General features: G+C 59.8%; 20 protein-coding genes. 4 read left to right on the forward strand and 16 right to left on the reverse strand.

Annotated features, from left to right (window positions below):
* Nucleotides 1–2 precede the first annotated feature (2 nt).
* From BTIS_RS07175 to BTIS_RS07215, 8 genes are all read right to left on the reverse strand, one after another.
* Nucleotides 3–449 (reverse strand): hypothetical protein, encoded by a 447-nt coding sequence (locus BTIS_RS07175; protein ID WP_094664055.1) that lies wholly within the window; start codon nucleotides 447–449, stop codon nucleotides 3–5.
* A gap of 2 nt (nucleotides 450–451) precedes the next feature.
* Nucleotides 452–1,144, reverse strand: coding sequence for a DUF4417 domain-containing protein (locus BTIS_RS07180; protein WP_094664056.1), 693 nt, complete (start codon nucleotides 1,142–1,144; stop codon nucleotides 452–454).
* A 174-nt stretch (nucleotides 1,145–1,318) separates the two neighbouring features.
* Nucleotides 1,319–1,942, reverse strand: a complete 624-nt coding sequence (locus tag BTIS_RS11710; protein ID WP_143248901.1) for a hypothetical protein — start codon at nucleotides 1,940–1,942, stop codon at nucleotides 1,319–1,321.
* 1,240 nt (nucleotides 1,943–3,182) lie between these two features.
* The gene (locus BTIS_RS07195) at nucleotides 3,183–4,160 is read right to left on the reverse strand and encodes an alpha/beta fold hydrolase (RefSeq protein WP_158216864.1); all 978 of its coding nucleotides are present in this window, start codon (nucleotides 4,158–4,160) and stop codon (nucleotides 3,183–3,185) included.
* A 231-nt stretch (nucleotides 4,161–4,391) separates the two neighbouring features.
* Nucleotides 4,392–4,865, reverse strand: a complete 474-nt coding sequence (locus tag BTIS_RS07200) for a hypothetical protein (RefSeq protein WP_094664064.1) — start codon at nucleotides 4,863–4,865, stop codon at nucleotides 4,392–4,394.
* Nucleotides 4,866–5,041: 176 nt separating this feature from the next.
* Nucleotides 5,042–5,425, reverse strand: a complete 384-nt coding sequence (locus BTIS_RS07205; protein ID WP_094664066.1) for a hypothetical protein — start codon at nucleotides 5,423–5,425, stop codon at nucleotides 5,042–5,044.
* 75 nt (nucleotides 5,426–5,500) lie between these two features.
* Nucleotides 5,501–6,988, reverse strand: a complete 1,488-nt coding sequence (locus BTIS_RS07210; protein WP_143248902.1) for a hypothetical protein — start codon at nucleotides 6,986–6,988, stop codon at nucleotides 5,501–5,503.
* 19 nt (nucleotides 6,989–7,007) lie between these two features.
* Entirely contained in the window at nucleotides 7,008–7,736 is a 729-nt protein-coding gene (locus BTIS_RS07215) for a response regulator transcription factor (RefSeq protein ID WP_245819370.1), read from the reverse strand.
* A gap of 577 nt (nucleotides 7,737–8,313) precedes the next feature.
* Between BTIS_RS07215 and BTIS_RS07220 the strand changes: the two genes are divergently transcribed.
* Nucleotides 8,314–9,642, forward strand: coding sequence for a zinc-dependent alcohol dehydrogenase family protein (locus BTIS_RS07220; RefSeq protein ID WP_211279442.1), 1,329 nt, complete (start codon nucleotides 8,314–8,316; stop codon nucleotides 9,640–9,642).
* A gap of 151 nt (nucleotides 9,643–9,793) precedes the next feature.
* Here the strand turns inward: BTIS_RS07220 and BTIS_RS07225 are convergent, their stop codons facing one another.
* The 4 genes from BTIS_RS07225 to BTIS_RS07240 form a co-directional block, all read right to left on the reverse strand.
* On the reverse strand, nucleotides 9,794–10,882 hold the full coding sequence (locus BTIS_RS07225; RefSeq protein WP_094664072.1) for an AEC family transporter: 1,089 nt from the start codon (nucleotides 10,880–10,882) through the stop codon (nucleotides 9,794–9,796).
* A gap of 170 nt (nucleotides 10,883–11,052) precedes the next feature.
* Nucleotides 11,053–12,567 carry an amino acid permease gene (locus tag BTIS_RS07230; RefSeq protein ID WP_420807012.1) on the reverse strand — a complete coding sequence of 505 codons (1,515 nt, stop codon included), beginning with the start codon at nucleotides 12,565–12,567 and terminating at the stop codon, nucleotides 11,053–11,055.
* Between the two features lie 193 nt (nucleotides 12,568–12,760).
* Nucleotides 12,761–13,867 (reverse strand): LacI family DNA-binding transcriptional regulator, encoded by a 1,107-nt coding sequence (locus tag BTIS_RS07235; RefSeq protein ID WP_245819356.1) that lies wholly within the window; start codon nucleotides 13,865–13,867, stop codon nucleotides 12,761–12,763.
* Between the two features lie 105 nt (nucleotides 13,868–13,972).
* Nucleotides 13,973–16,366, reverse strand: coding sequence for a glycosyl hydrolase (locus tag BTIS_RS07240; protein WP_158216866.1), 2,394 nt, complete (start codon nucleotides 16,364–16,366; stop codon nucleotides 13,973–13,975).
* Nucleotides 16,367–16,724: 358 nt separating this feature from the next.
* Between BTIS_RS07240 and BTIS_RS07245 the strand changes: the two genes are divergently transcribed.
* On the forward strand, nucleotides 16,725–17,531 hold the full coding sequence (locus tag BTIS_RS07245) for a hypothetical protein (protein ID WP_094664079.1): 807 nt from the start codon (nucleotides 16,725–16,727) through the stop codon (nucleotides 17,529–17,531).
* 93 nt (nucleotides 17,532–17,624) lie between these two features.
* Nucleotides 17,625–18,245 (forward strand): DUF624 domain-containing protein, encoded by a 621-nt coding sequence (locus tag BTIS_RS07250; RefSeq protein ID WP_094664081.1) that lies wholly within the window; start codon nucleotides 17,625–17,627, stop codon nucleotides 18,243–18,245.
* Between the two features lie 199 nt (nucleotides 18,246–18,444).
* On the opposite strand, the gene BTIS_RS07255 is transcribed toward BTIS_RS07250, so the two are convergent.
* The 4 genes from BTIS_RS07255 to BTIS_RS07270 form a co-directional block, all read right to left on the reverse strand.
* On the reverse strand, nucleotides 18,445–19,491 hold the full coding sequence (locus BTIS_RS07255; RefSeq protein WP_094664083.1) for a LacI family DNA-binding transcriptional regulator: 1,047 nt from the start codon (nucleotides 19,489–19,491) through the stop codon (nucleotides 18,445–18,447).
* 132 nt (nucleotides 19,492–19,623) lie between these two features.
* Nucleotides 19,624–20,550, reverse strand: coding sequence for a carbohydrate ABC transporter permease (locus BTIS_RS07260; RefSeq protein WP_094664084.1), 927 nt, complete (start codon nucleotides 20,548–20,550; stop codon nucleotides 19,624–19,626).
* Complete coding sequence (locus tag BTIS_RS07265) at nucleotides 20,550–21,614, reverse strand: carbohydrate ABC transporter permease (protein WP_094664086.1); 1,065 nt, start codon at nucleotides 21,612–21,614, stop codon at nucleotides 20,550–20,552. The genes BTIS_RS07260 and BTIS_RS07265 overlap by 1 nt, the downstream gene beginning before the upstream one ends.
* A 153-nt stretch (nucleotides 21,615–21,767) precedes the next feature.
* On the reverse strand, nucleotides 21,768–23,159 hold the full coding sequence (locus BTIS_RS07270) for an ABC transporter substrate-binding protein (RefSeq protein WP_094664088.1): 1,392 nt from the start codon (nucleotides 23,157–23,159) through the stop codon (nucleotides 21,768–21,770).
* 473 nt (nucleotides 23,160–23,632) lie between these two features.
* Here BTIS_RS07270 and BTIS_RS07275 point away from each other — a divergent pair, with 473 nt between their 5' ends.
* A complete protein-coding gene (locus BTIS_RS07275) occupies nucleotides 23,633–25,486 on the forward strand; it encodes a sialate O-acetylesterase (protein ID WP_094664090.1) in 1,854 nt (617 codons plus the stop codon).
* Nucleotides 25,487–25,500: the final 14 nt, after the last annotated feature.

Consider the following 25,500-nt stretch of genomic DNA (forward strand, 5'->3'; position numbering starts at 1 on the left):
CCTCATCCCCTCATTCCTGGACGTTTCTTAATGCGGAAATGCGTCAGTCTCATGGCGGATTCTTTGTCACGACGCTCCAACTTGCCATTGACGAGGACAAACCTAACGTCGTTGCCATTCAAATCCACGAAAACGCGCTTCTTCTTGGGGAAGTTTCGTATGTCCTGAATTCGTAAGTACCCACCTGCAGAGTCGGCGACAATTTCGTAACGTCCACGTGGATCTACGAAATGCACCTTGACACCGGATTTCTTCACCTGAGCACCGGGAGTGAATCTTGCAATCACTTCATTGATATCAACTTCCCGCCAATTCTGTTTGTACAGTGCGGTTCTCGTACGCCCACGAGCGAATGCATAAGCCAAGACGCTGTCGCCACCAAGAAGTCGTCGTGCGGCTTCCGCTCGCTGCTCTGCCGCAGCAGACGAATACGATGATTTGACGTCCATGCCTATGCCTCCTTTCTGAGTTGCGAAGCAGCATATGAACGTTTGCGATACTCCCGGAAGTGGGAGTAGGGAGTGTCGAATTCGTTAAGGATCTGCTCGTATCGCTCCGGCAGCGGACCGTAGATAAACAAGCGCTTCGGCATGGTGATAAGCAGTTTCGTACGCAACATGAGTTCGCCATATTGAGCCTCTTCCTTGCCGCCGCGCGAACATCCGAGAGTACCGACTGCAAACGTGGATCCCTGTGGATATACACGCAATGCGGAGATTGTGGACTGATCGCCGATACGCCAGTTCGGAACGATTTGCACACCGTGCAGACCGAGCCAAATGGTGGCCATCATACTAAGGATGATGTTGAACCGCTGAAGTTCAGGGTCCATACCAATGCGGGGGCTGAGATCGAAGCCAGTAACCCCAAGGAATTCCCGGTATGCAGGCAGGTCACTTTCAAGGTGAAACAGCCTACGGTACAGAAGCTCGTCATCCATGAACATGACGACGACTGTATTCTCGGGGGACTCCACTCTGCGACGATTCTTCCAATCAATCATGTCAGCGATATCATTTGTACCGCAGTCCAGCATGATATGTTCCGGAAACACGGGGTATCCGTCTTTAGTGAACTTGATACCGGACGCCAGGAGTTCTCCACAAAGGTGAGCGAAGAGCTCAAAGAGCGTAAATCTGGTCATTTCTTCCTTTCCCTGAAAGAAAAGTAACAAATGTTAACAATTCGCTTCAGGAGAGGAAGATAACGTGAGATAATGTGCTTTGCAGGTGACACATCATCTTTAGTCATCTTCCAGCGCGACGGATTATTGGCGTAATTCGTCGCGCTTTCCTTTAGCGTACAGAAATGCAGTGGACTAATCCGCTGCCGTACTTCTCCTTTCTATCGGGGTCCAAGTAGTGAGGTCAAAGATCAGCGCATTGTCTTCCGGGTAATATCTACCACCGACTTTTCTCCCTTTGTCCTCCAAGTCCCATCCAGTTATCGTCTGGATGGAGTCCTTAAGGTCAGTATTGTTCCAACGAACTCCCGCTCGAGCCGATCGTCCATCTCGCAAGAACGGACGCGCCCCTTGCGCCTTTTCATCACAGGGCGTCAAAGCCAGCTTGAGGTTTGTTTTGTCAACAAGGACTACAACGAATGCAGGGGAACACAGCTTCTCAACAACCGTCTTATTGAAGTTGATCCCGTCCTTCGTGACCGACATGGTCGGCACACCTGTCACATAAGGCAACACTTCAAATGAATCCAGCAACCCCATTTTCAACTCCCTTGACTGCGTACCCCCTACCTCTGATGATTGTACACCACTTTCACCTAATTGCCATCCAGATATGTGGATGGTTCGCGTTTTCTGCTTCTTCTCAATCGTTTTTTCTCCATAAGGCAATGAAGGATGGCGCAGATTGGGCGAATACAGCTCTAGTGACATTTGGTCAAAACAAGCATTGGTTAGCGGCAGCTGAATAGACTTTGCCAAGTAGAGCCAAACGACAATCCAACACGAAGACCTTATGCGGGCATTTAACTCTGAATGGAATCAGGTCACTAGGGGGGGGGATGATACTTCGATTGCCAATCGCCATGTAGAAGCAAGAGAAATGGCAAATACGGACCAAATGACGTCTACTACATACGCATTCATATATCTTATCGGCATTCAGCCATTTGGCAGACAACAGAATAACCAAAGAGCTCCTTTGAGCTCACAGACTCAACTACTCGTCAGTGAACCACCTACCAAGAAAAGATAAAGATATAGCCCCCTTATGGACGCTTCTAAGCCTCACAACGTCCGTGACCCACTACGAATCGCCGGAACCGTCTTGTTCAGCCCGTATTTTCGTATACGCCTATGCCGCAGCCCAGAAACGGACAAGCGCGCGGGCGACAAGTTCAACGCTTCGCCGTTCGGACGCGGCACATTCAAACATCTTGGCCGGCAGACTTACGCCCGCCCTAATTCTCGGCATCGCCCTTGTCCTCAAACGTAGACGAGCCTTTTGCCATTGCGGCTAATGCAAAGTTACCGTGGAATCAAGCAACATACGTTGCCCAATTCCACAATCCACAATCCACAACGAGGTGAATAATGGACACAACCCGTTCTCGAGCGTTCACAACAGCAATAGCCGTACTGCAGGCGATTTTGGCGAGGCATTCCCCTCGATGATAACGCACAGCATCAAGGAGGATCCATGCAGCTCCGACTGTCGTCCGTAGCCAAAGCGATCGGCTTTGTCTTCATAATCTGCGGGATGATGAGCCAACGTTCATCCGCACGTCTTTCAACGCCACTCCTGTGCATGGGAGCCGTAACAATGCTATTCGGATTCCTTTGGGAGAATCTCCACGACCAGCAGCGCTCGGTTCCCGCACGCTGGGCGGATGGCATACTTGCATTGGCGTGGATCTCGGCGCTGCTAATCCACACGATATTCGGGTTCCCGTTCTGCTGGATCATTGCAGCATGCGCAATCCTCCTTCAGATCACGCTACGGCACATTTTGCAGACGAAACAAGACGGCAAATAGCCTCTACCTGCCGCACTACACACCGTACGCCGCGCCACACCGTCGACGGCAGTCAGGCAAATACGGGCCGAACAAGACGAAATCCCGAATTCGTAGTGGGTTACGGACGCTATACGACTCCAAAACGTCCGTAACCCACTACGAATCGCCGGAACCGTCATGTTCAGCCCGTATTTTCGTATACGCCTACGCCGCAGCCCAGAAACGGACGAGCGCGCGGGCGAAGTCCTCGGGCTGATCGTCCTGGGCAAGGTGGGCGGCATCCTCGAACACCACCGGCGTGATACCAAGCGCGGCCGCCTCGGCATCGTAGACCTCGTTCGGCCAGACGTCATCGTTTCTGCCATACATGATGTTGATCGGCACACCGTGTTTCACGTGAAACATATTGAGTTCCTCGGTCACGTCATCGAACTTCGTCATGAAATCGGCGACCGACGCCAGATGGTACTTTGATGACGCATGCATGCACTGACGGAACAATTCCGCCAGACGATCGGCCTGCGGCTCATCGCGGAGCTTGGGACGGTACGCCCAGTACATCGACATCGAGCCAAGAAGACGGATCAGAAACGGCCCCGCCTTGATCACCGGCGACAGCTTCACCGGAACCGCGCCCGAATCAAACATCGTCAGCGAGCGCAGCAACTCCGGCCGCCGCAACGCCACACGCCGAGCCACCACTCCCCCGAAACTGTGCCCCACCAGATCGATCGGGCGATCCGCTGCACCCAGACGCTCCAGAACCTCGCATCCGTCGGCCACGAAATCGTTCAGCTCATAGGCGTGGCGGTCGTTCGGCGCCGCGGAATCGGCCTGACCGCGTTGGGAATATGCGACGATGGCGACGTCGTGGGGATCGAAGTCGGGACGGGCGGCAGGCGGTGCCGGGAATGGAGACGGTGACGATGACGCATCACCCAGCGACGCCTCATAACCGCTACGCAGCTCCCGCCACAGATACGGGAAGAACGGGATGAAATCCTCCTTGGAACCGGTATATCCCGGAATGAACACGGCCACGCGCTTCGCCGTATCGAGATTGCGCGACGCCATCGCCGTGAGCCGTCCCACCGAGCAGTCGATGCCGAACGTACGCATGAATCCGGGCGTATCGAACGGACCGAACTGCGGCACCCGCGGAAACCGGAATCCATCGACCATGACGCACCTCCTGATGCTTTCCACCATACGGTGTATCACATCGAGGACACCACCACGCCCCGCGCCAACCACTTCAACCGCACCAGTTCAGCCGCACCGCCTCCGCGACGTTTCGCCAAAGCACCGCCAGCGACTCCGCCCTAACCACAACTTCACCGAGAACCATCCGCCGACAGACGGTAACAGGTACGCAATGGTGTACATTCGTGTAATTTGGTACGCATTCGTGCATTATCGCAGATTGCCGAGAGGGTCGCGACCGCACGTGTAGACCTGATCGTTCACGCCGCCGGTTTCCGGGTCCGGCGTATACGGACCGGTGCGATTCTCGGAATCCCGTTCGTACTCATCCTTCGTATACGTCTTGTCGACCAGGCCGTTATCGATCAGACATTGGATCGTCGCCGACGTCAGATCGCGCGCATCCGGATTACGTAGCGCTTCGAAATAGACGTTATAGACGTCGGCGAATCCTTGATTCGTATCGCATTTTCTCGCCACGTCTTCGGTCTCGCCATCGACGTTTGCATTACGGGGGATCACGGTCGCCGTCAGATCGTCGTCGTAGAGAATGTCGTATCCCGCGGCCGCATAGCAGTCCATCTGCTGACGTTGCAGATCGTTCATCTCCTGCGCCGTGATGACACCGTCCTTCATGATGTCGGCGATCATGGCGGAATGCGTGCGCTGCTGGATGTCCGTCAACGCTCTCATTTGCGATGACGCCAGCCGAACCGTATCCCGCGTGAATGCCTCACTTCCACGCGACGACACACCCTTCGCCGACGACGTGCCGCCGCACCCGGCAAGCGATACGCACAGCAGTAGCGCGAGGATCGCAAATACACGTCCACGAAGGCACTGTTCACGCACAATAATCATTAGGAATTTTCCGACCTATCCAACACCTGAGTCCAATATGCCTTGATTCGCTTGGTATCAGAAGAAGTAAGCACAACCTTGCTCACTCCTGGCCCATACCCAATATTCTGAAATGGCTTCACCGTCCCACCGTGGAAGCTCTTCTTGGTCCATCCGTAGCTGATGGTCACCCAGTGTCGGATACCGCCATCGCAATCGATATTGCGGCTCATAACCGTATCCGTGTGATACGTGCAGAACCGCATCAGCTGCGCGGTATCTGCCCGAGCGGTCGGTACCACTCCAAATGACCCCAGCGCGAAAAGCAAGGCAATACCAGCGGCCATGCGAGATCTCATGGCACGTCGTCGGACCGGAAAGGCACTTCGCTGCGTCTTCATCATTGCCACTCCTCTCTGGAGACTTCGTCGTAATCCCGACCGTAAAGGTGCGTGGCGGATACGGCAAGGAGGTTGTCCTCAAACGTGGACACGGGCACGATTCGGCAGGACGGCCTGCAACATCCAACCGTCGTCGACAATGGCATAGGACAGTGAACCGCCGCATGCGTCGAATTGCTGACGATAATAGACAAGCCCGGCTTGCGCCCCAGTCTCGGCGGCGTTAGCGTCGGCCTCAATGCTGACAGACTGCGAGTGGGGACGAACAACGGTGTTCGTTTCGGAGATAATGCCGTTGGTTTGCATAATACGGACATCGTTCCCGGAGAACGTGATCATGATCAGATAGTCGAGATGCTCGAGATCGTCGGGATCGTCGTTCGACAGTCCATGTCCGCGCGCGACGGAATCGGATCGACGGGCGTATTTGAGGATGTTGACGAACAACTCGCCAAGAAATTGTTCGACCAATTCACAAACTCGATCGTTGCATTCCGTGGCGTCACCGGAGATCTGTACACTGCCATGTACATTCAGCAGTTCAAGCCGATGCTGCCAATCTTCGGCAGTCTGCGTTATACGTTGGATAGCGCCATCGGAAGTACATTCGGATACATGCGACGCCCACGACAAGGCACCCGTAGGGCCTTCCGCACGATCATCCATGCGGTCATGCAGGCGAGCGGCCACGCAGCTTTCCACGGCCGATGACAATGCAGACGCATTGTCGGACAATATCCGTACGGCCCGCCAGACGCTGTGGAGGGACTGAACCGTTTCCTGATTAACGAATTGCCATGCCGCAGTCTCGGTGCACTCACCACCACTGGCACTGCCTTCATTGGTTCCGTTCTCCACGTCAGCGGCACACCGTTGCTCGCTGAATGCGGCGACACACGATAGCCGCCCCGCCACCGAATCATGCAGCATGTGGACCAGCTGCATATCCCGGTGCAATTGGGCCAACTCCCGTTGCCGAGTCAGCAGACGCGCCTCCGAACGCTGGGCGTCGGCGCGCCAACGAAAAGCCAGACCGATGAACAATGGCATGGCAAGCATCATGGCGTTCCCCAGCCATCCGACCAACGGCATATCCACCATCCACGAGTGTCGACTGACGAAGCCCACAGCCGAAGCAACGGATAACGCGCCCAGTGCCGCAGCCGAAGCGGCGTTGATCTCAAATGCCAGCAAACCGATCAGCACGTATTGCGCCCAATTCGCCCACGACGAGCCCAATACGCCGCCCGTCAGCACGGACGACATCACCACAAGCGCGGTCAGTGCAGCACCACAACGCAGGTCGATCATGGCGATCAACAACGAGATGATCAGCGCCGCCATCACCACGAGTTCGGCTTTCGGAAGGCCGGTACCGGAGGACCATAACGGATACCAATCCAGCAGGGAAAACACAATGGCGAGCGCAAGCGCACCGATCCGTAATCGGTGAGTCCAAGCAAAGCGGACAGCTCTATCCACACGCTCGGTGCCGTTCTCACTGGCTTGACCATGGTGACTCCCGTGCGGGGTCTCATTCGCATCCGCGACGTTCTGGGATATCATGCGGCACACCTGCCCCACTCTATTCGTCCCTCATAGTGAGCCAGAGCATGACCGCATGGCTCAGAGTGGCAGCATGCAACTTGGCCTTGATGCGCTTCACATGCGTGCGGACAGTGCCAGATACGATGCCGAATTCGGCGGCGATGCGCTCTTGACTCTTCCCCTCGGTGCAGGCTTGCAGTACGCGCAATTCCATGGGGGACAATGCGTCCACGCCGTGCGGAGGCTCTTCGCGTAATCGGCGATGGGCCTGTGCGGCCGGTTCAAACTCAACACCGCACTGCGGTGGGCCCACACCGGTAGCGAGCACGCGGCCAAGAGTGTCAAAGAGCGTGCGCATCGATTCCTTGCCGACCAGACCCTGGGCTCCAGCTGCGCTCGCCTTGCGTGCGTAACTGTCCAGCGGAAATGAGGTGATGCCCAGTAAACGGATGCGGTCATTGCGGCGACGGATTTCGCGGCACACGCGGATTCCGGACATGCCGGACAGCGACATATCGACGAGCAACACGTCGGGAGACGTGGCGGTGGCCAGGGCGTGGGCGATGGCCTCGCGCCCGTCTGACGCGCTCCAGATCACCGTCACGCCGCGAAAACGTTGGGACAGCAGTTCGGACAACGCATGAAGCGTGATGGCGTCATTGTCGACGATGGCCATGCGAATGGTGGGGGCGGGTGCGGGTTCAGGGAATCTGCCGCCGCGAGGATTGGCGTCGGCGGCCGCGACACTGGCATCGGGAATGGTCATGGTCACAATCCGGCCTCCTCTCATCCGCTCGTCTGATGTTCATATCTTACGTATGCGCGTATCTCCCGCTCAGTAGGTTGATTGGAGGGGATGCAAACATCTAACCACGTTTCGCTAGGCAGTCGTTTGCGAGCATATGAGCAAAAACAGCCCGCAAACATGAGTTTCGGGCGATGGCTCTTTTCCAGCCTGCCTAGTGAAGGGCGGTTAGACCTCTGCAGGAGGCGAATACAACCTAGCGAACGACAGATAGCCCTGGATCGGCACCGATGCCGTGCCCGAACGTCACACCGCGACAACTCGAATACCAGCCCCCACCTCGGAAGAGCGGCAAAAGGAAGTCGACTGCCAGAGACTCGGCACAAGCCGGCAAGGTTGGCTCGCCGCTCACGGCCGGATGCAACCCCATCTCCCACTCGGGAGGTTCCATATGCGGTGACGGATTGTGCTAGACCTGAAAGGGACAGTGTGCCGTCCTCTGTCGAAGTCTGATGGGGGACTGGCAGCGACAAACACAGGGCAGAGAAGCAGACGAGGAAGACACACGCACCAGCAAGTTTGGGAAAGGCGAACCAGCATGACGAACGGCGAGGAAGCAATCATCAGTCCAGTGACGGACGGAGGTATGGAGAGCACCGTCAATCCCACAACTCAGGCCGGACCGACTGACCCGGCTCAACCAGCGGCCCCGGCCACCCCAGCAGCCGACCAAACCGACACAACCGCCATCACACCCGGGGTCACCACCATGCACGCATGGCAAATGAGGGAGAAGCCCAGGCCGATCGAGAACGATCCGCTGGAATGGATCGAGAAGCCCATCCCCTCGCCCGGCCCCGGTCAGGCGCTGATCCGCGTGCTCGCCTGCGGCGTGTGCCGTACCGACCTGCATGTGTCCGAAGGTGATCTACCGGCGCATCTGCCGCATGTGACGCCCGGACATGAGGTGGTGGGCGAGGTCGTGGCATTGGGTGCTGATCAAGGCATCGACATTAACGGCCGGCATACGCAGCTTCACGTAGGCGAGCACGTGGGCGTGGCGTGGCTGCGTCACACGTGCGGCGAATGCGAGTTCTGCGTGGCCGGCAAGGAGAACCTGTGCCGGCATTCGCTGTACAACGGATGGGATGCACACGGCGGATACGCGGAGTACATGGTGGCTCCGGACGACTACGTATATTCGCTGGAGGGGCTGTTGGGCGGCGAATCCGCGGATGGCGGGACGTCTGCCGGCGGGACCGCATACGACAAACCGTCCTACACGCTGGAGACCGTGGCTCCATTGATGTGCGCGGGCATCATCGGCTACCGCGCATTGAAGCGCACCGGGCTGCTCGACGGCGTTTCATTCGCCGACATCGAATCCGGGCAGGCGCGTGAGCGCATCGCCGAGATCGTGGGGCATCGTCCGGCACTGGGGCTCTACGGCTTCGGCGGTTCGGCGCATATCACCGCGCAGGTGGCGCTTGCGCTTGGCATGCGCGTGCATGTGCTGACGCGCGGGCGTGATGCGCAGCGTCTGGCATTGAACCTTGGCTGCGCATCGGCGAACGATGCGTATGACCAGCCGGATGAGCCGCTGGACGCGGCGATCATCTTCGCGCCCGTCGGCGCGATCGTCCCCCCGGCGTTGGAGGCGCTTCGTCCCGGCGGCGTGCTCAGTCTGGCCGGCATCCATATGAGTGATGTGCCGCCGCTCAACTACGAGCAGCATCTGTTCCACGAGAAGGAGATCCGCTCGGTGGAGTCGAACACGCGGCAGGATGGGCGTGAGTTCCTCGCGTTCGCCGCCACGCATCAGATCAAGATCGATGCACACCCGTACCCGCTGGATCAGGCGCAGCAGGCGCTCAAGGATCTCAAGGCGGGCGCATTCACCGGCGCAGCGGTGCTGATGCCCATGTGATAACCAAGAAAAAATCACACAACTGCAATGTAGCGATTTTGGACCCTTGCAATTCCAAGGGTCGCAACTCCGTACATTGCAGTTGTGTGATTTTTCTGGACGGCAATCACCTACCGAAGATCACAAACAGATACCCTAAGACCATAAACAATCAAAAAATGACCGTGGAGATGGCGGTGAGAGACGCCAGAGAGAACAATGTGCTGACCAGCACGAGTCCCACCGCGTATTCCGGCATGTTTTTGGAACGTCCGGCGAACATGGCGACGGTGGTCATGGTGGGCAGGCCGGAAATAAGCGACATCATCTGGATCATTTCGTGCGTGATCGGCAACGGCGTCATGGCGGCAAGCGCGGTCATGGCGAAGTAGAAGCCGACAGGGAACGCCAGCATCTTGGCAACGAGTCCCACATAGAGTTCATAGCGTTTGAACACACCCCACCATTTGGTAAGCACGAACAGACCGCCGAGATAGAACAGCGACAGCGGTGTAGCCATCTGGCCGATGGTGTGCAACGGGGTGAGCACCATGGGCGGCACCTGCCAGCCGGCGATGATGATCACCAGCGCGATAAGGATGCCTGCAATGGCCGGGTTGGCGAATCGGCGGAGCAGCGCGAGGACCGGCGACACGTGCGCAGCGGAACCAGTTGCGGCCACGGGGTTTGCTGAGCCGGAGACTCCCGCGGCTCCCGTACCTGCAGTAGCGGCCGCCGCAGATGCTGCAGCCGCAGACTCCGCAGCCGCCCCAGCGCCCGCTCCCCCGCGCCCACGCTCCTTCACCGGCTCGCACAGCCACACACCGTACGTCCACAGCAACGCCTGATCAACGATCGACATGAGCACGATGAACAGCGCGCCGTGCTTGGGAAACAGTGCCAGCACTAGCGGAATGCCGATGAATCCGGCGTTGCCGAAGATGAATCCCGCCTGAAACAGGCGGCTGCGACTGCCACGCAGGCGAATCGCCCATGCCACCACGGCGAACACGGCCATCAGCGACGCATACATGATCGCTGTGAGGAGCATGATCCCCCAATTGCCGACCAGCTCGGCGCGCGTGGTGCCGTCCACCGCGTTGCTGAACACCAGCAATGGGATGAGCACGCGCGTGAGCAGCATGCACATGCCGTCGAGCGTCTTCATGCCGTAGAACCTCAGTCGCACGCAGCCGTAGCCGATCATCATCATGATGAAGAAGCCGACGATCTGGCCAACCACGATCTCGAATTGCGACATGCTCCCCTCCTATTCCGCGTATTCCCGCGCTTTCCCGTGCATTCACGCGCTTTCCTGCGTATTCCTTTGGCACACCCCGAGTACCGGATGCCTACACGCCGACGGGCTCCCCTTGCGAGGGAGCCCGTGTCGATTCCGCGGTGATTCCGCGGTCAAATCCCGAGTCTGTTCTACTTGCGGGAGGAGACCTCCTCAGCCGCCCGGCGAGACCGATCCACCTTATTCATTGCGGTCTTGAGGTCCCGGTCCTCCAGATGCTGACGCCACTGGCAGAATCCGCCGAACACGATCAGCCACACAAGCGCGGCGATGGCCGAACCTCGCGTGTCCCCGGAGATGAACAGCGTGCCGAACACGAACACGAAGAACGCGATCGCAAGCGTATTGGTGAACTTGTAGGCGGGCATCACATAGCCGTCGGCCATGAAATCACCGCTCACACGGTATCGGCGATGGGCCACCATCGTGAGCACGTAGATGAAGATGATCACGGCCGACGACGCGGACGAGAACAGCACGAACGCGCTCGACATCGACGGGATCGCGTTGATGATCGGCGATAGCAGAATCATCGCACCGGACACGAGGATCGCACGCGCCGGCACGTGGCGCTTGGACACCACGCCGAGTCGCTGCATGGCGGGCGACGGCGAATCCTGCGCCAGCTGGTAGAGGTGGCGTCCGGCCGAGTAGAGCAGCGAGTTGAGTGCCGACGACGCGGCCGTGATCACCACGAAGAACACGAGCGCGGCGGCCCAGTCAAGACCGGCGTATTTGAACACCATGATGAACGGGGATGCGAACGAACCGTCCGAATTCGGCTGGAAGTTGCGCCACGGCACGATCACCATGATCGCCACGAGCGCGCCCACGTAGAAGATCAGCACGCGCAGGATGATCTCGTTGATCGCCTTGGGCAGCACCTTGCGCGGATTCTCGGTCTCGGACACGGTCACGCCGATGAACTCGATCATCTGGTAGGCGAAGAACACCATCTGGAAGCTCATGAGCAGGGCGAGCCATCCGTTGGGCGCGAGCGAAAATCCGTCGGTGATATTGGACAGGCTCACCTGCCCGGCGGGACTGATGTGGTCGGAACCGGTGATCTGTACGGCCGGGTAATGGTAGCCGATCACCAGCATGACCACGGCGGTGGCGATCATGCCGCAGATCAGCGTGATCTTGATCATGGAGAACCAGAACTCGGCTTCGCCGAACACGTTCACCGCGATCAGGTTGATGCCCGACAGCGCCACGAGGAAGCACAGCTCGATCAGCCATTTCCATCCGGACAGGTCGATGCCGAACGTGTCGAAGAACGTGACGAAGTATGTGGACACGGCCGTGATCTCACTCATGCCGATCAGCACGAGCACGATCCAGTACGTCCAGCCGGCGAAGTGCCCCCAGCCACGGCCCAGATAACGGGTGATGAAGTTGATGAACGTGTGCTGGCTCGGATCGCGGTACATCATTTCGCCGATGGCGCGCATGAGCAGGAACATGATGATGCCCACGGCGATGTAGACGAATATGATGCTCGGACCGGTAAGCGAGATCGATTTTCCCGAACCGAGGAACAGGCCGGTTCCGATGGTTCCTCCGATGGCGATGAACTGTACATGGCGGTTTTTCAAACCGCGATTCATCTGATTTTCCGCGTCAAGTTCCTCGACGTCCTGCATACAACTCCTCATTTCCCGCCATCTCTGCGGTATCCGCAGCACGCTCCCGGCGCGACGCGATGGCTCGCAATACGGCAATTGCTTTAGATTACAAAACCGACGGGAACTTTATGTAACGGAATCGATGAATGTGGACGCCGGGAACGGATGAGGACGAGGACGCCGATGATGCGCGAACGGCACAAGGACAAGGTCACGCGCCGGGGAGGATTGCGGAGTCCTCGGAACCGGCGGAGCCCACGGGTTCCGCGGAACCTGCAGGCCTTGCGGTGCTGCCGCGCACCTCGAGTGTGTACGGATCCTCAGGAACGGCACCGACCGTTTCGCCATCGATCATGGCGAGCAGCAGACGTCCGGCCTTCTTGCCGATGGAACGAACGTCACGGTGCAACGCGGTGAGTGGCGGAACGGAGGAGCGGCATGCGGCGGAGTCGTCCCAGGAAATGAGGGAGATGTCGTCCGGCACGGCAAGACCGCGGTTCTGCACCGCATCGAGTCCGCCCAGAGCTTGGGAATCGCCATCGTAGACGATGGCGGTGGGACGGTCGGCGAAGCCGAGGAACATGATGGTCAGGCGCGCGCCGTCCTCGCGGGAGTATTCGCCGTGCAGACAGTCGCAGCGCATGCCGAGTTTGGCACACTCGTCCATGGTGGCGCTGTCGCGGATGAGCGTATGCATGTATTGCTCGGGGCCGGCCACGCGAGCGATGTGCGTGTGGCCGAGTTCGTGCAGGTGACGAACCACGGTGCGGGCGCCGTCGGCATCGGTGCTATATAAGGTGGGCAGACCGCGCGTGGTCTGCTCCTGCGCAAGGAAGAGCACAGGAACGTTCGGATGGCTGCGGAACAGATCGAGTCGCGGATCGTCGAATTCCACGCCCAGAACCATGTGGGCGTCCACGCGGCCGGATTCGATCCAGTCGCGGTGGATGCGGCATGCGGCGGACGCTCCCCCGGTGGTCATACGCAACGTAATCGAATAGTCGACGGATTCGAGCACACTGCTCAGACCGGCCAGACATTCCATGTTGTAGTTGCCGGAAGCGAATTCGTCGGTGTCGTGCATGAGCAGAACCACGCCGATCGATCGCGTACGCGAATCGGACAGCGATTTCGCCGCACTGTTGGGACGCCATCCCATGCTTTCGGCAACACTGAGCACTTTGGCGCGGGTTTTCTCGGAGACGCCTTTCTTGCCGTTCAACGCGTACGACACCGCGCTCGTCGACACTCCTGCGGCCTTGGCCACATCGGCAATGGTGATCGTGGATTTTGACGCGCCCATCTCAGTCCCTGCCATTCAACTTAACCAGTACAGTCGTACGCAATACTAACATCGGCCGGGGTGAGACGGGCGCGCCATCGATTATGGTTACGTGTTGTCACACATAGTGACGGCAGTCAGTCAGTTACGGCGCCGCGCGTAACGCAGTCCGAAACCGATACCGGCGGCCGCGAGAGCGACGAGTACGAGTCCGACTACTGCGGAGCCTGTGCGCACCAGACCTGTGAAGGGACGTTTGGCGCTGTCCGCAACAGTAGCGGGGGCGGGCGTCGGCGTTCCGGAAGGATGCGGGTCGGCCGACGGCGACGACGTGGCGCCCGGTTCGGGCACGTTGCCGTTGCCGCCTTCACCGCCTTCACCGTCGTTGCCGTCGTTGCCGTCGTTGTCGCCGTTGTCGCCGTTGTCGCCGTTGTCGCCGTTGTCGCCGTTGCCATCGTCGTCACCGGAATCAGGCTCACCAGCGCTCCAGTGGATCGAATCGATCACAATCGTGCCGGTACGGTGACGGGTGGCACCGTTCGGCAACGGTTCGAGGTCCTGATCGCCGTCGTTGAGATACAGCGAAAACGCGCTCACCGATGCGAGCTTGGCGGAGTCGAGCACAGCACCCTTGTTTGCAGTGTCCCACGGTGCGGTGGTGAAGTCTGCCAGTGGGATGCTGACCATGCCGGAGCGCTGCTGCTCCAGCAACGGGTAGGCTTCGAACGTCACGCCGCCGGCCTGCAGCTGCACTACGAACTTGTGGGCGGAACCATCGGATTCGAGGTACAGATTGAGATGATCGTATGCCGACCAGTCACGGGTGGCTCCGAGCACGAGCGATGCGCCCATGTAGCCGGGGGCCTTGTCGAAGTCGTAGTCGATTTTCAGCGCGTTGGCACCGGTGGCTCCCGCCTTGATCGCGGCTTCGTCATTGGCACGCAGTGCGATGGCCGAGGAGCTCGCATTCGCCACGGAGTAGGAGGCACGCAGTTCGGCGTCATCCACGTAGGCGTCGTAGTTGTCGACCACGTCGGCGGCTTGTTCTGGTCGGGTGCCGAGCACCACTACGGTCTGATCAGTCAACGTACCGGCGGCGGTTTCTACGGTGAGATGCAACGTGGCCTTCTCGTTGGCGAGGAGTTCGGACGGCACCTGCCAGGTGCCAGTCATGTAGAGTCCTCCGTTCGCACCGTCGGCGGTGAGTTCATGCCGGTCGGCGTCATCGTTGACGGTGAACCACGCCTTACCGGCAGTGGTTCCCTCGACACGCGCATATACGGTCAGGGCACCGTCCTCTTCACGGGATCCTTCCGTGGGCGCGACAATACGGGCCGCTGCGACACGCGAGGCGGCCGTATAGGTGCCGGAATAGTCGGCGATGCGGCCGGATGCCAAAGCGATCGCCGGATCAGCGGCGTACTTCGTATAGTCGTCGCCGAGCGCGGTACCCTTGCGCGGGATGTAGGTGGCGTAGGACGAGCCGCTGCCGCCGAAATCGGCCCATGTCATCATGTAGGCGATGTGCCGCGCATTCTGGTCGGCGGTGATGCCGTTCAGCAGTCGGGTGAACCACTGCGTGTCGGTGTCGTTGCCGTCTTCGGCGATCATCTTGTTGGATCCCCGCCCGAATTCGGTCATGGCGACGGGCTTGCCCTTCTGTTCACCCAGCTTGGCGATGGCAGCGAGGTCTTTCACCACGTTGCCCACCCATTCGCTGGAATCGTTCACGTCGCCGCTGTCGTAGGCGTCGTAGCCGAGTACATCCACGTAGTCATCACCGGGGTATGTTTCCAGATAGGTGCCCAGATCGCCGCCGAACGTGCCGTTGGGCGAATAGGAGAACAGCAGGTTGTGCACACCCTTGACCTGGGTGAGGTAGTCGACGATGTACCGATACAGTTCCCTGTATTCGTCGCTGGTGGCGTGCGTGGCACCCCACCAGAACCATGCGCCGTTGTTCTCATGAAGCGGACGGTAGACGATTGGAATGAGTGTGCCGTCGTCGCGTTTCGCTCCGTTGGCGAGGTCGGCGATGCGATCGAGGTAGTCGTTGATGGCGGCTTGGCTGTCGCCGCCGGGCAGCAGCCGGTCCACGGCTTTGGTGGTGTCGTTGAATGAGCCGCCTGACACCGGGTTGTACCAGTGCGCGGAGAGTGTCGTCATCGCCCCGAGGCTGTCAGCTTGACGGATCTTGCCGTCAAGAATGGCGATGTTGTTGGTCTGGCAGGTGATGTCGCACGAATCATTCTCCCTGATGCCGGGTCCTTCGTAGCCGTAGATCGACAGGGTGTCCATTCCCCAAACAGATGGGTATTTTCCTGTGAGCGCGTAGATATCGGAGCCGGTGCCCTGATTTTCCTCGTCGGTGGATACCGCGTAATCATTGGCGTGCTGTTGACCAGTCATGATCGTGTCGGCGTCGCGCAGTTTGGCGAACAGTGTCTTGGTTTCCGCAGTGGCGTCACGGTCCACGATGGCCACCGTGCCAGCGTGATCCGCAGTTGCCGCGATTGCCGAGTCAGCCGTCGTCATGGCATATGCACCTCCAGTCATCACCATACCGAGACACGTGCACACTCCGGCAATACGCCGCCAGAGTCCGCGTCCTTCAACTCCCTTATGTATATGCATTTGATCCATTGTCATCAACGATGATTTTCCTTCCTAGCGGCTTGCTGCACTGCATTACTGAACCGCTTAATCATCATTGTATGCGCACCAAACATCCCCGTTTATGGACCTGATATGTTCAGCAAAATATCGATCGCTTTCTTCATAAAACTATGTATATTTGTCGTCAATTTATCATTTTCGCAAAGATTGCACTTAACCGCTTCACAAAATGAGGGTTTTCGAGTACAGTGCTGTATATCGATCATGGAGGTGCACGATGACGTCACGGACGACGATGCCGCGAATTCCGGCGTTACCAACGGTTCGCCGTCGCGACGACGAACGCATCGAAACACCGGGATCATCCGCGTCGCCGAAGACCGCCGCCGATCTGGCGGACGCTCGACGCTCCCGCATCGCCATACTGCGCGCACTGCCCGCCGGTCAACGCTGGAGGTACTTCCGCGACCAGCTGCTCGCACGCGCACTCGCCGGCATCGCGATCATCGCAACCGTCGTGTTCCTCACCGTGCACATGCTCACGCCCGCCCCCGCGCCCGCACTCTACGTGGCGGTCATCGACGGCGCAATCGACCCGACCAAGGCATCCAGCCTCCAATCCGAAGCCGCACAGGCGATGGGACTCCCCGAGGGCCGCGAATCCGGCATCGTCGTCGATGCCTACTTCGACCTGGGCAAGGACGGACTCAGCAAACTCCAGACCATGCTCGGCAACGGCGAAATCGACGTGATCATCGCCGACCATGACGACTTCGCCACGCTCGCCGGATACGGCTACATGACCGACCTCGACCACACACTCACCGGCGAGCAGCGCGCCGCACTCGCTGCGGACATCGTCACATTCCCCGGATTCGACGACCGCGACACCGACGACCCCGACTACAACGGGTCCGGCCGCGGCGCAAGCGAACCGTTCGGCGCAAAGATCGACGGACTCGCACAATGGGCCTCGATCACCGGACCCACCACGAATCCCAACACCGACACCTACGTTGGACTCGCCCAGGAATCCGGCAACCTCGCCACCGCGCAGCGATTCATCGACTACCTGCGAGGATGACGACCGGTACGGGTCGCACCCGTCAGACACCATCCACCCAATCCATCCGGCCGGCCCATCCACCCGATCCACCCGATTCGTCAAGGAGTAATCATGAAGGCATTCGCACAAGGCAGCGCATACAACGACGTCATGTCCACCATCGGCGACCTCGCCATGGTCAACGTGGCATGGGCGGTCTGCTGTCTGCCAGTGGTCACCGCCGGCGCCTCCACCGGCGCGCTATATGATGTGGCCCGTGCCATCCACGACGGCGACGACGCCCACGTATTGCGCCGGTTCGCCGCCGCATTCCGCCGACGCATCGGCACCTCGATCGGCATCACCGTCATCATCGGCGCCTTCTGGGCGCTGGCGCTGTTCGACCTGTGGTATCTCACCCACGGCCTGACGAACATCGACATCGCCTCCCTCGCCTACGGCATCTGCGCCACGGTGATCGCGTTGGTCGCCGCCGGACTCGGTTTCGTCTTCCCGCTCATGTCGCGCAGCGACCGCGGTGCAGGCGCGCAGATCCGCCGATCGTTCGCCGTGGCGATCGCCCATCCGCTCGTGGCGCTCGCCATACTCGCACTCAACGCGTTGCCGTTCATCGTGGCGATGATCGCGCCCGGTGGCCCGGTACTCGCCGGTACGCTGTGGGGCATCGTGCTCACCGGCTGCACGGCGTGGGTCGTAATCGCGCTGATGAAACGCTCCGATATCATCGACTGAACCATCAAAACGTCCTGCCGCTCACGCTAAGCCATCCCCACCATTGGGGATGGCTTTCGTCGAAACGCTGTCGGTTTTTGAAGACGGCGTGCTTGCCAGAACATGCGGAAGACACAGGCACCGTCCGAATATTCGATACGACAACCGCAAGTGCGCCCACCACGACTGCGGCTGAGAAACCGAATGCCCCCGCGTACGGTCAGACGGCGACTTCGACACCGACGCATTCATCGCCGACCGGCGCTGAGGAACCGCGCACAATCAAGTCGTCGGCGACCTCGGCATGCGGCTGCACCGTTCGTCCTTCGGCAAGGTCGATGAGCATACCAGCCGCCTTGCGTCCGCGTGCCACCACATCGCGATTCAACGCAGTGACACCTGGCGAGCTCATTCTGCACATGAACGAGTCATCCCATGAAATGATCGACAGGTCGTCGGGCACTCGCACCCCCATGGATGCGGCGGCCTTCAGCGCGGCCAGTGCCATCACATCACTGTCGTACACGATCGCGCTGGGTGGCTGCGGCAACGACAACAGCCGTCTGGTGCAACGGTCGCCCGATTCCGGCGAATAATCCGCATGCAGGCACAGGTAATCCATGCCGAACGCCGCGGACTCCTCACGGAAGGCGTTGTCGCGGATGAACGTATGCCCCATCTGTTCGGAGCCCGCCACACGGGCGATCCGCCGATGCCCGAGTCCATGGCAGTAGTCCACCACCAGGTGCGTGGCGGCACGACCGTTGTCGGACAACGCCGGCAGTCCGCCGGACAACGATTCGTCGCACAGCAACAGCACCGGCATGCGGGGATGCTCGCGGAACAGTTCGATGCGCGGATCCCCCAACTCCACGTTCATGAGTAGCACCGCGTCCACGGCACCGGCGGCAACCCACTCACGCAGCACCGCCAACTCGTGCCGGCGGCTCGACGACGAACGCACCAGCAATGAATATCCGGCCTTTTCGAATTCCGCGGTAAGACCGGCGATGAGTTCCATCGTGTACGACTCGATCGACAGCACGGCCGTATCGTAGGTGAGCACCAGGCCGACCGTACGCGTGCTGGCGTCGGACAGCGCCTTGGCCGCACGGTTCGGCCGCCACCCCATGCGCGACGCCACGGACAGCACCTTGTCGCGAGTCTGCTCGGAAACACCAGCCTTGCCGTTAAGCGCATACGACACGGCGCTGTTGGATACGCCGGCGGCCTTGGCCACGTCGGATATGGTCACCCTTGATTTCATGGGTTCTCCTCGTCGGATGGAAATCAGATGGAAAACGGAAGCCGGCGAATATTGCGAATACGCCGGATACGATGATGCCGCGGGACGCGTTTCCCGCGGCATCATTGACGGAGCCGTTCGGTTCGACCGATCTCACTCCTTGACGGCACCGGCGGCGATGCCGTTGTAGATCTGCTTCTGGAAGATCAGGAACAGGATGAGCATGGGCAGCAGCGTGATGATCACGCCGGCGCAGATCAGGTTGTACTTGCTGCCCTGCGGGCCGGTGAACGAGTACAGCGAGATGGCTACCGTACCCAATGTCGATTTATCTTGAAGGTACAGATTCGCGGCATAGTATTCGTTGTACACGCCCACGCCCTTGAGGATCAGGCAGGTGACGATGGCGGGCTTGAGCAGCGGCAGCAGGATCTTCGCATACACGGTGAAGTAGGAGCAGCCGTCCATGATCGCGGATTCGTCAAGCGAGACGGGGATGTTCTCGAAGTACTGGATGAACACGTAGATCGAGATCACGTCGGTGCCGCACATCATGATGATGTATCCCCACAGCGTGTTGACCATATGCAGGTTGGTCATGATCTTGTACATCGAGACTTGCATTGCGATGCCGGGCAGCAGTGCGGCCACGGTGAACAGGGCGCGGATCGCGGTGTTGCCGGGGAACTGGAAACGGCTGAGCACGTAGGCGAGCTGCGTGCCGATCAGCGTGGTGATGATGAGCACGAACACAAGCACGATCGCCGAGTTGCGGAACGCCACGGCCATGTTCGACAGCCGGAACGCGTCGAAGTAGTTCTGGAAGTTCAGCCAGTTTTCCGGCATCTGCATGACGGACGTGTTCTGGTATTCCTTCTCGGTCTTGGCGGCCGTCACGAAGCAGCTGACGACGGGCAGCAGGAACCAGAAGGCGCAGAACACCAGGCTGAAGTACTTGAGGAAGATGAAGAACCAGACCTTGGCGTTGTAGAAGAACGTCTTCCAATAATCGGCGTTGGAGACCTGACCACGTGCGGCGCGGCGTGCCTCGGACCGGGTTGCGGATTTCACGGCGTTCATCACGCCACCTCCTTGGCTGATGCCGCGTCGGACGCGGCCGGGGACGAATTACGGAACAGCGGGGCCTTGCCTGCGGCCACGCGCTGGCGACGGCGCTGCGCCTTCTTGGCCTTCTTGCGGGCCTTGGCCACGCCGTCGTCGGCGTCGCGGAACAGGTAGTTGAAGAACAGCTGCTGCAGCATGGCGCAGATCAGGATGATGACGAGCAGGACCACGGCCATGGCGGATGCGAGGCCCACCTTCTGGTTGACGTGGGCGAGGCGATCCATGAGCACGAAGTATGTGGCGGTGCCGTTGGCGCCGGAGGTGATCACGTACGGGCCTTCGAAGGCGGAGAGCGAACCGGTGATCGCGAGGATCACGTTGAGCACGAGGATCGTCTTGATGCTCGGCAGGATGATGTGGCGGAACTGCTGGAACTTGTTCGCGCCGTCAAGCTCGGCCGCCTCGTACAGCGATCCGTCGATCGACATCATCGCACCGATGAACAGGATCACCGTCTGGCCGAGGTAGCGCCAGATGGAGGCACCCACCAGCGACCAGTTGTTGATCGACTGGTCCATGAGCCAGTAGGGCAGGTGGTTGAGATCGAAGCCACACCATTGCAGTACGGTGTCGAACACGTAGCCGCGAGTGTAGAAGAACTTGAAGATGAAGCCGACCGCGATGCCGTTGATCAGGTAGGGGAAGAAGAACGCGCCCTTGAAGAAGTTGCCGGCCTTCACCTTGAAGCTCAGGATGGTGGCCAGATACAGGGCGAGCGCCACCTGAATGAGCGCGCCCACCGCGTAATAGAGGCTGAGCTTGAGCGAGGAGAGGGTGTCGGGGCGGGTGAACACCTGCACGTAGTTGTCGAGGCCCACCCAGCGGGGCGTGCCGATGTACTTCATCTTGTAGAAGCTGTAGCTCACCATGCTGCCGAAGGGCAGGTAGGTGAACACGATGAGGAGGGTGAGCGGAATCGCGCAGAAGGCCACGATGATCAGTGCCTTGCGCCAGTCCCTGGGCTTGTGGTTTTCGGGAACTGCGGCGTATGCCGTCGCATCCATTGTTGTCGTCGTCATGACGTGCTCCATGTTGCCGATGCGGCCGACTCAGCCGCCGTTTGTCGGATGTGTGTGGGGATGTGTGGGAAGGAAGGTGCGCGCCTGGTGTCCCTGGCGCGCACCTCGGCTGGTGTATGCGTGTGACTGGCGGGGCGGAGACCCCGTGTCGCCTTACTCAGCGGTGGTGTACTTCACGTCCACGCCTTCGGTGTCAAGAGCGGAGTTCCACTGCTGGTTCCATTCCTTGACGATGTCGTCGTAGGACTTGGTGCCGTTGGCAGCGGCCTCGATCACGGCCTGCAGGCGGGAGCTGCCGTCGGCGTTGATGGCCAACTCGGAGTCGGAGTTGAGGTCGTTGAACAGATCCTCTTCGCCGTCCACGGAGGGCTCGTCCTCAAGGAAGGTCACGTCGTTGAAGTGCTCGTACACGGACGGCAGTTCGTCGTCGCCCTGCTTGACGGGGATGCCGCCTTCGTTCATGGCGTAGCCGGACTTCTCGGTCATCCACTTGACGAAGATCATGGAGGCTTCCTGGTTCTCCTTGGAGGAGTCCTTGTTGATGCCGTAGGCGTAATCGGCGGAAGAGGAGCTGTACTGCTTGCCGTCCACGGTGATCGGGAACGGCATGTAGGCCACGTTATCGGGATTGTCGCCGGCGGACTTGATCTGCGCCACGGCCCAGGCGCCGAGCACCATGGCACCGTATTCACCGTTGTTGAGCTTGGCCTTGCTGGTCTCCCAGTCGGTGGTGGAGTAGTCTTCCTCGGTGAGATCGTTGGCCACGGCGTCGTACAGCACCTTGTACACGTTGTAGGGGTGGGTGCCGTCGCCGGGATCGGAGAACGGGTTCTTGGTGTGGAGCAGCTTCTGGTTCAGGTACTTGGCATCGCCGGTGGAGGTGGCGCCGATGTAGGCGTCCCACGCGGTCATGGTCCAGCCGGCCGCGTAGTTGGTGTACATCGGCGTGACGCCCGGCTCCTTGTCCTTGATGAGCTTCAGATCGTTGATGAACTCGTCCGGGGTCTTGGGCAGGTCAGTGATGCCGGCGTCGGAGAACACCTTGGTGTTGTAGACGACGCCCATGCCGTTGCCTGCGCTGGGCACGCCGTACGTCTTGCCGTCGTAACGCTGGTTGGTGGCGTACTTGATCTCCTTCTTCATGTCGTCGAGCGAACCGTAGGGCAGGAAGTAGGTGCCGAGTTCGGATGCGTCGACGGCGGGGATCATCATGATGTCGCCCCAGTCTCCGCCCTGCAGGCGGGTGAGCGCGTCACTGGCGTAGTTGGAGCTGGTCTGCACCTCCACCTTGATGTTCGGGTAGACCTTGTTGAACTCCTTGATGTAGGCGTCCCAGTTGGTGCCCGGGTAGGTGGCCTGCGCCATGTCGGTGCGGTGGTTGAACAGCTTGATGGTGGTGTTGAGATCCTTGCCGGTCTCACCCAGCTTGATCTCCGGGTAAGTGAGATCGGTGGCCTCGCCGCTGGCGCTGCCGCCGCAGGCCGCGAGGCTGATCAGACAGGCTCCGGCGACAACCGCCGCCGAGATCTTCTTCAGTACGTTCATGATTCCGTTCCTCTCAATCGCTGAGACGTGCCGGGGCCGTCACTGGCCTCGCCAATTCACGGGCGATATCGTCAATGAACCGCTTGCGTGAATAGTCAAACCCTGCGTTTTGTTCAGTGCTTGACTTGATTGCTCTTACTTTAAGTCATGTTTTTCAGTATGTCAACCGCTTAAGTAAAGTTGCGCTCACGCCACGTCGATAGCCTCACCCCAGCCCACAGCCCCACACACTACCCGGATCGCAACAGATCGTTGATTTTTCAATATTTTATGACCTCGGCACACAATCCGGCCCTTCAATAAAAACTCGACGACACGCCGAAATCGCATCACCGTAATGTATGATTTTCCTTAAACGGTTAATGCATTGATTTGACAAGCTCAGAGCCTTGAAAGGGGTTCGGCATCACTGGCGGACCAATGTCACCCCGGACCTGCGCATTCGGTTTCAAGGTTTTCGAAGGAGAACGAACATGACAGCGTCAATCATCACCGGTCCCGCGCCGGGCAGTTCACTCACGGACACGGACGACACGACCGCCGCACAGACCGAGGAGACGGACCGTAGCCCCCGCAATGCGCGTACGCATTTCACCGTGGCGGCGGTGTTCTCGGACCACATGGTGCTGCAACGACACCGTCCGATCGCCGTATTCGGCACCGCAACGCCGGGGACACCCATCACGGCGAGCATCCTTCCCTCCCCGCCGTCCGAGAGGAACGCAATATCCCACGCACCATGCTGCACGCCCCAAGAAACGGCCACGGTCAGGACCACGACGGAAGGACGCTGGCTGGTGGCGCTGCCCGCCATGGGAGCCTGCGCCGCACCGCACCGCCTCACCGTGACGGACGGCACGGAAACGGTTCAGTTCGACGACGTCCTCATCGGCGAGGTCTGGCTGGCCGGAGGACAAAGCAACATGGAACTCGAACTGCGCAACAGCCTGCACCCCGAGGCCGCAGTCGACAATGCGCACGACCCGCTGCTGCGCTTCTACAACACCCCCAAAACCGGCGCTGTCGACGAGCGTGCGGAACGCAAGTCCGGATGGTCCGTCTGCACGCCGCAGTCCGCAGGCGTCATGTCTGCCGTTGCCTATTATTTCGCCAACCGACTGCGCGCCGAACTCGCCGGAACGACCGAAGTCACCATACCCGTCGGCATCGTGGACTGCTATATCGGTGGCACATCGATCACCTGCTGGATGAGCCGCCAACGTCTGGAAACATCCGCGGCCGGACGCGAATATCTGAACCGGTACGACGATCAGGTGGCAGGCCGGGATCTCGACGCGATGCGCTACGACTGGACCACCTGGCAGACCAATTTCAACGCGTGGAACGCGAACATCGACGCCGCGCGAACCGCCGACCCCGATGTCACCTGGGAGACGCTGAACGCCCAGTACGGTGAATGCCCGTGGCCGCCGCCGATGACCCCGTTCAGCCAGTACCGCCCATGCGGGGCCTTCGAAGCAATGGTCTCGCGCGTGGCCCCCTACACCGTGCGCGGCGTGATGTGGTATCAAGGCGAAGAGGATGAAGCCTACTGCGAGCGCTATCGCACACTGCTCGGCGACATGATCGACGAATGGCGTGGCCTGTGGAATGACCGGCTGCCGTTCCTGATCGTGCAGCTGCCGCGCTGGATCGCCAAAAGCGAGGCCGACGCCGGACGGGACGTCATGCATTGGCCGGTCATCCGCGCGGCGCAGATGGACGCCGCCCGCACCATACCCGACGTGCATATCGTGGTCACCCTGGACTGTGGCGAATTCGACAACATCCATCCGCTTGACAAGAAGACGGTGGGCGATCGTCTGGCCGCCATGGCGTTGCGTCGCGTATACGGCAATGGCGACAATGGCGACGAGAGCGACAATGGCATGTTCACCGGCAACGGTCCGGTGGTCGACGGACCGGAATCCACCGCATGTGTCCGCGCTGACGGAAACGGCATTATCGTGATATTCCGTCATGCCGACGGACTGCATTTCGGCCATTACAACGGTGATGACCTCGGCATCAATCGCGATGACGTCGCACTGGGGTCGCCGATTGATACGGCCGAACTTCCTGCCGATGCTTCCGGTTTCGCATTGTCAGGCGGCGACGGCGTCTGGCATGCGGCATCGGCGCGTATTCTGGCCGACGATGAGCACGACAGTGGCAGCGGAAACGACGCCGGACGCAGACGCGTACAGGTCTGGTCGACGGCGGTGCCCGAGCCCTGCGCCGTACGCTACGGCTGGTTCAGCTGGGGCCCCGCGCCCTTGTTCAACGACGCCGGGCTCCCGGCCGAACCGTTCACACGCGAACGCTAAGACACGCTTCAGAA

The organism is Bifidobacterium tissieri (assembly GCF_002259645.1).
Classification (GTDB): Bacteria; Actinomycetota; Actinomycetes; order Actinomycetales; family Bifidobacteriaceae; genus Galliscardovia; species Galliscardovia tissieri.

What these genes read in the sequence shown, in the direction of transcription:
- BTIS_RS07175 (WP_094664055.1), bottom strand. Translation starts at nt 449, where the DNA reads ATGGACGTCAAATCATCGTATTCGTCTGCTGCGGCAGAGCAGCGAGCG.
- BTIS_RS07180 (WP_094664056.1), bottom strand. Translation starts at nt 1,144, where the DNA reads ATGACCAGATTTACGCTCTTTGAGCTCTTCGCTCACCTTTGTGGAGAA.
- BTIS_RS07195 (WP_158216864.1), bottom strand. Translation starts at nt 4,160, where the DNA reads ATGGTCGATGGATTCCGGTTTCCGCGGGTGCCGCAGTTCGGTCCGTTC.
- BTIS_RS07205 (WP_094664066.1), bottom strand. Translation starts at nt 5,425, where the DNA reads ATGATGAAGACGCAGCGAAGTGCCTTTCCGGTCCGACGACGTGCCATG.
- BTIS_RS07210 (WP_143248902.1), bottom strand. Translation starts at nt 6,988, where the DNA reads ATGATATCCCAGAACGTCGCGGATGCGAATGAGACCCCGCACGGGAGT.
- BTIS_RS07215 (WP_245819370.1), bottom strand. Translation starts at nt 7,736, where the DNA reads ATGACCATTCCCGATGCCAGTGTCGCGGCCGCCGACGCCAATCCTCGC.
- BTIS_RS07220 (WP_211279442.1), top strand. Translation starts at nt 8,314, where the DNA reads ATGACGAACGGCGAGGAAGCAATCATCAGTCCAGTGACGGACGGAGGT.
- BTIS_RS07225 (WP_094664072.1), bottom strand. Translation starts at nt 10,882, where the DNA reads ATGTCGCAATTCGAGATCGTGGTTGGCCAGATCGTCGGCTTCTTCATC.
- BTIS_RS07230 (WP_420807012.1), bottom strand. Translation starts at nt 12,567, where the DNA reads ATGCAGGACGTCGAGGAACTTGACGCGGAAAATCAGATGAATCGCGGT.
- BTIS_RS07235 (WP_245819356.1), bottom strand. Translation starts at nt 13,867, where the DNA reads ATGGCAGGGACTGAGATGGGCGCGTCAAAATCCACGATCACCATTGCC.
- BTIS_RS07240 (WP_158216866.1), bottom strand. Translation starts at nt 16,366, where the DNA reads ATGACGACGGCTGACTCGGCAATCGCGGCAACTGCGGATCACGCTGGC.
- BTIS_RS07245 (WP_094664079.1), top strand. Translation starts at nt 16,725, where the DNA reads ATGACGTCACGGACGACGATGCCGCGAATTCCGGCGTTACCAACGGTT.
- BTIS_RS07250 (WP_094664081.1), top strand. Translation starts at nt 17,625, where the DNA reads ATGAAGGCATTCGCACAAGGCAGCGCATACAACGACGTCATGTCCACC.
- BTIS_RS07255 (WP_094664083.1), bottom strand. Translation starts at nt 19,491, where the DNA reads ATGAAATCAAGGGTGACCATATCCGACGTGGCCAAGGCCGCCGGCGTA.
- BTIS_RS07260 (WP_094664084.1), bottom strand. Translation starts at nt 20,550, where the DNA reads ATGAACGCCGTGAAATCCGCAACCCGGTCCGAGGCACGCCGCGCCGCA.
- BTIS_RS07265 (WP_094664086.1), bottom strand. Translation starts at nt 21,614, where the DNA reads ATGACGACGACAACAATGGATGCGACGGCATACGCCGCAGTTCCCGAA.
- BTIS_RS07270 (WP_094664088.1), bottom strand. Translation starts at nt 23,159, where the DNA reads ATGAACGTACTGAAGAAGATCTCGGCGGCGGTTGTCGCCGGAGCCTGT.
- BTIS_RS07275 (WP_094664090.1), top strand. Translation starts at nt 23,633, where the DNA reads ATGACAGCGTCAATCATCACCGGTCCCGCGCCGGGCAGTTCACTCACG.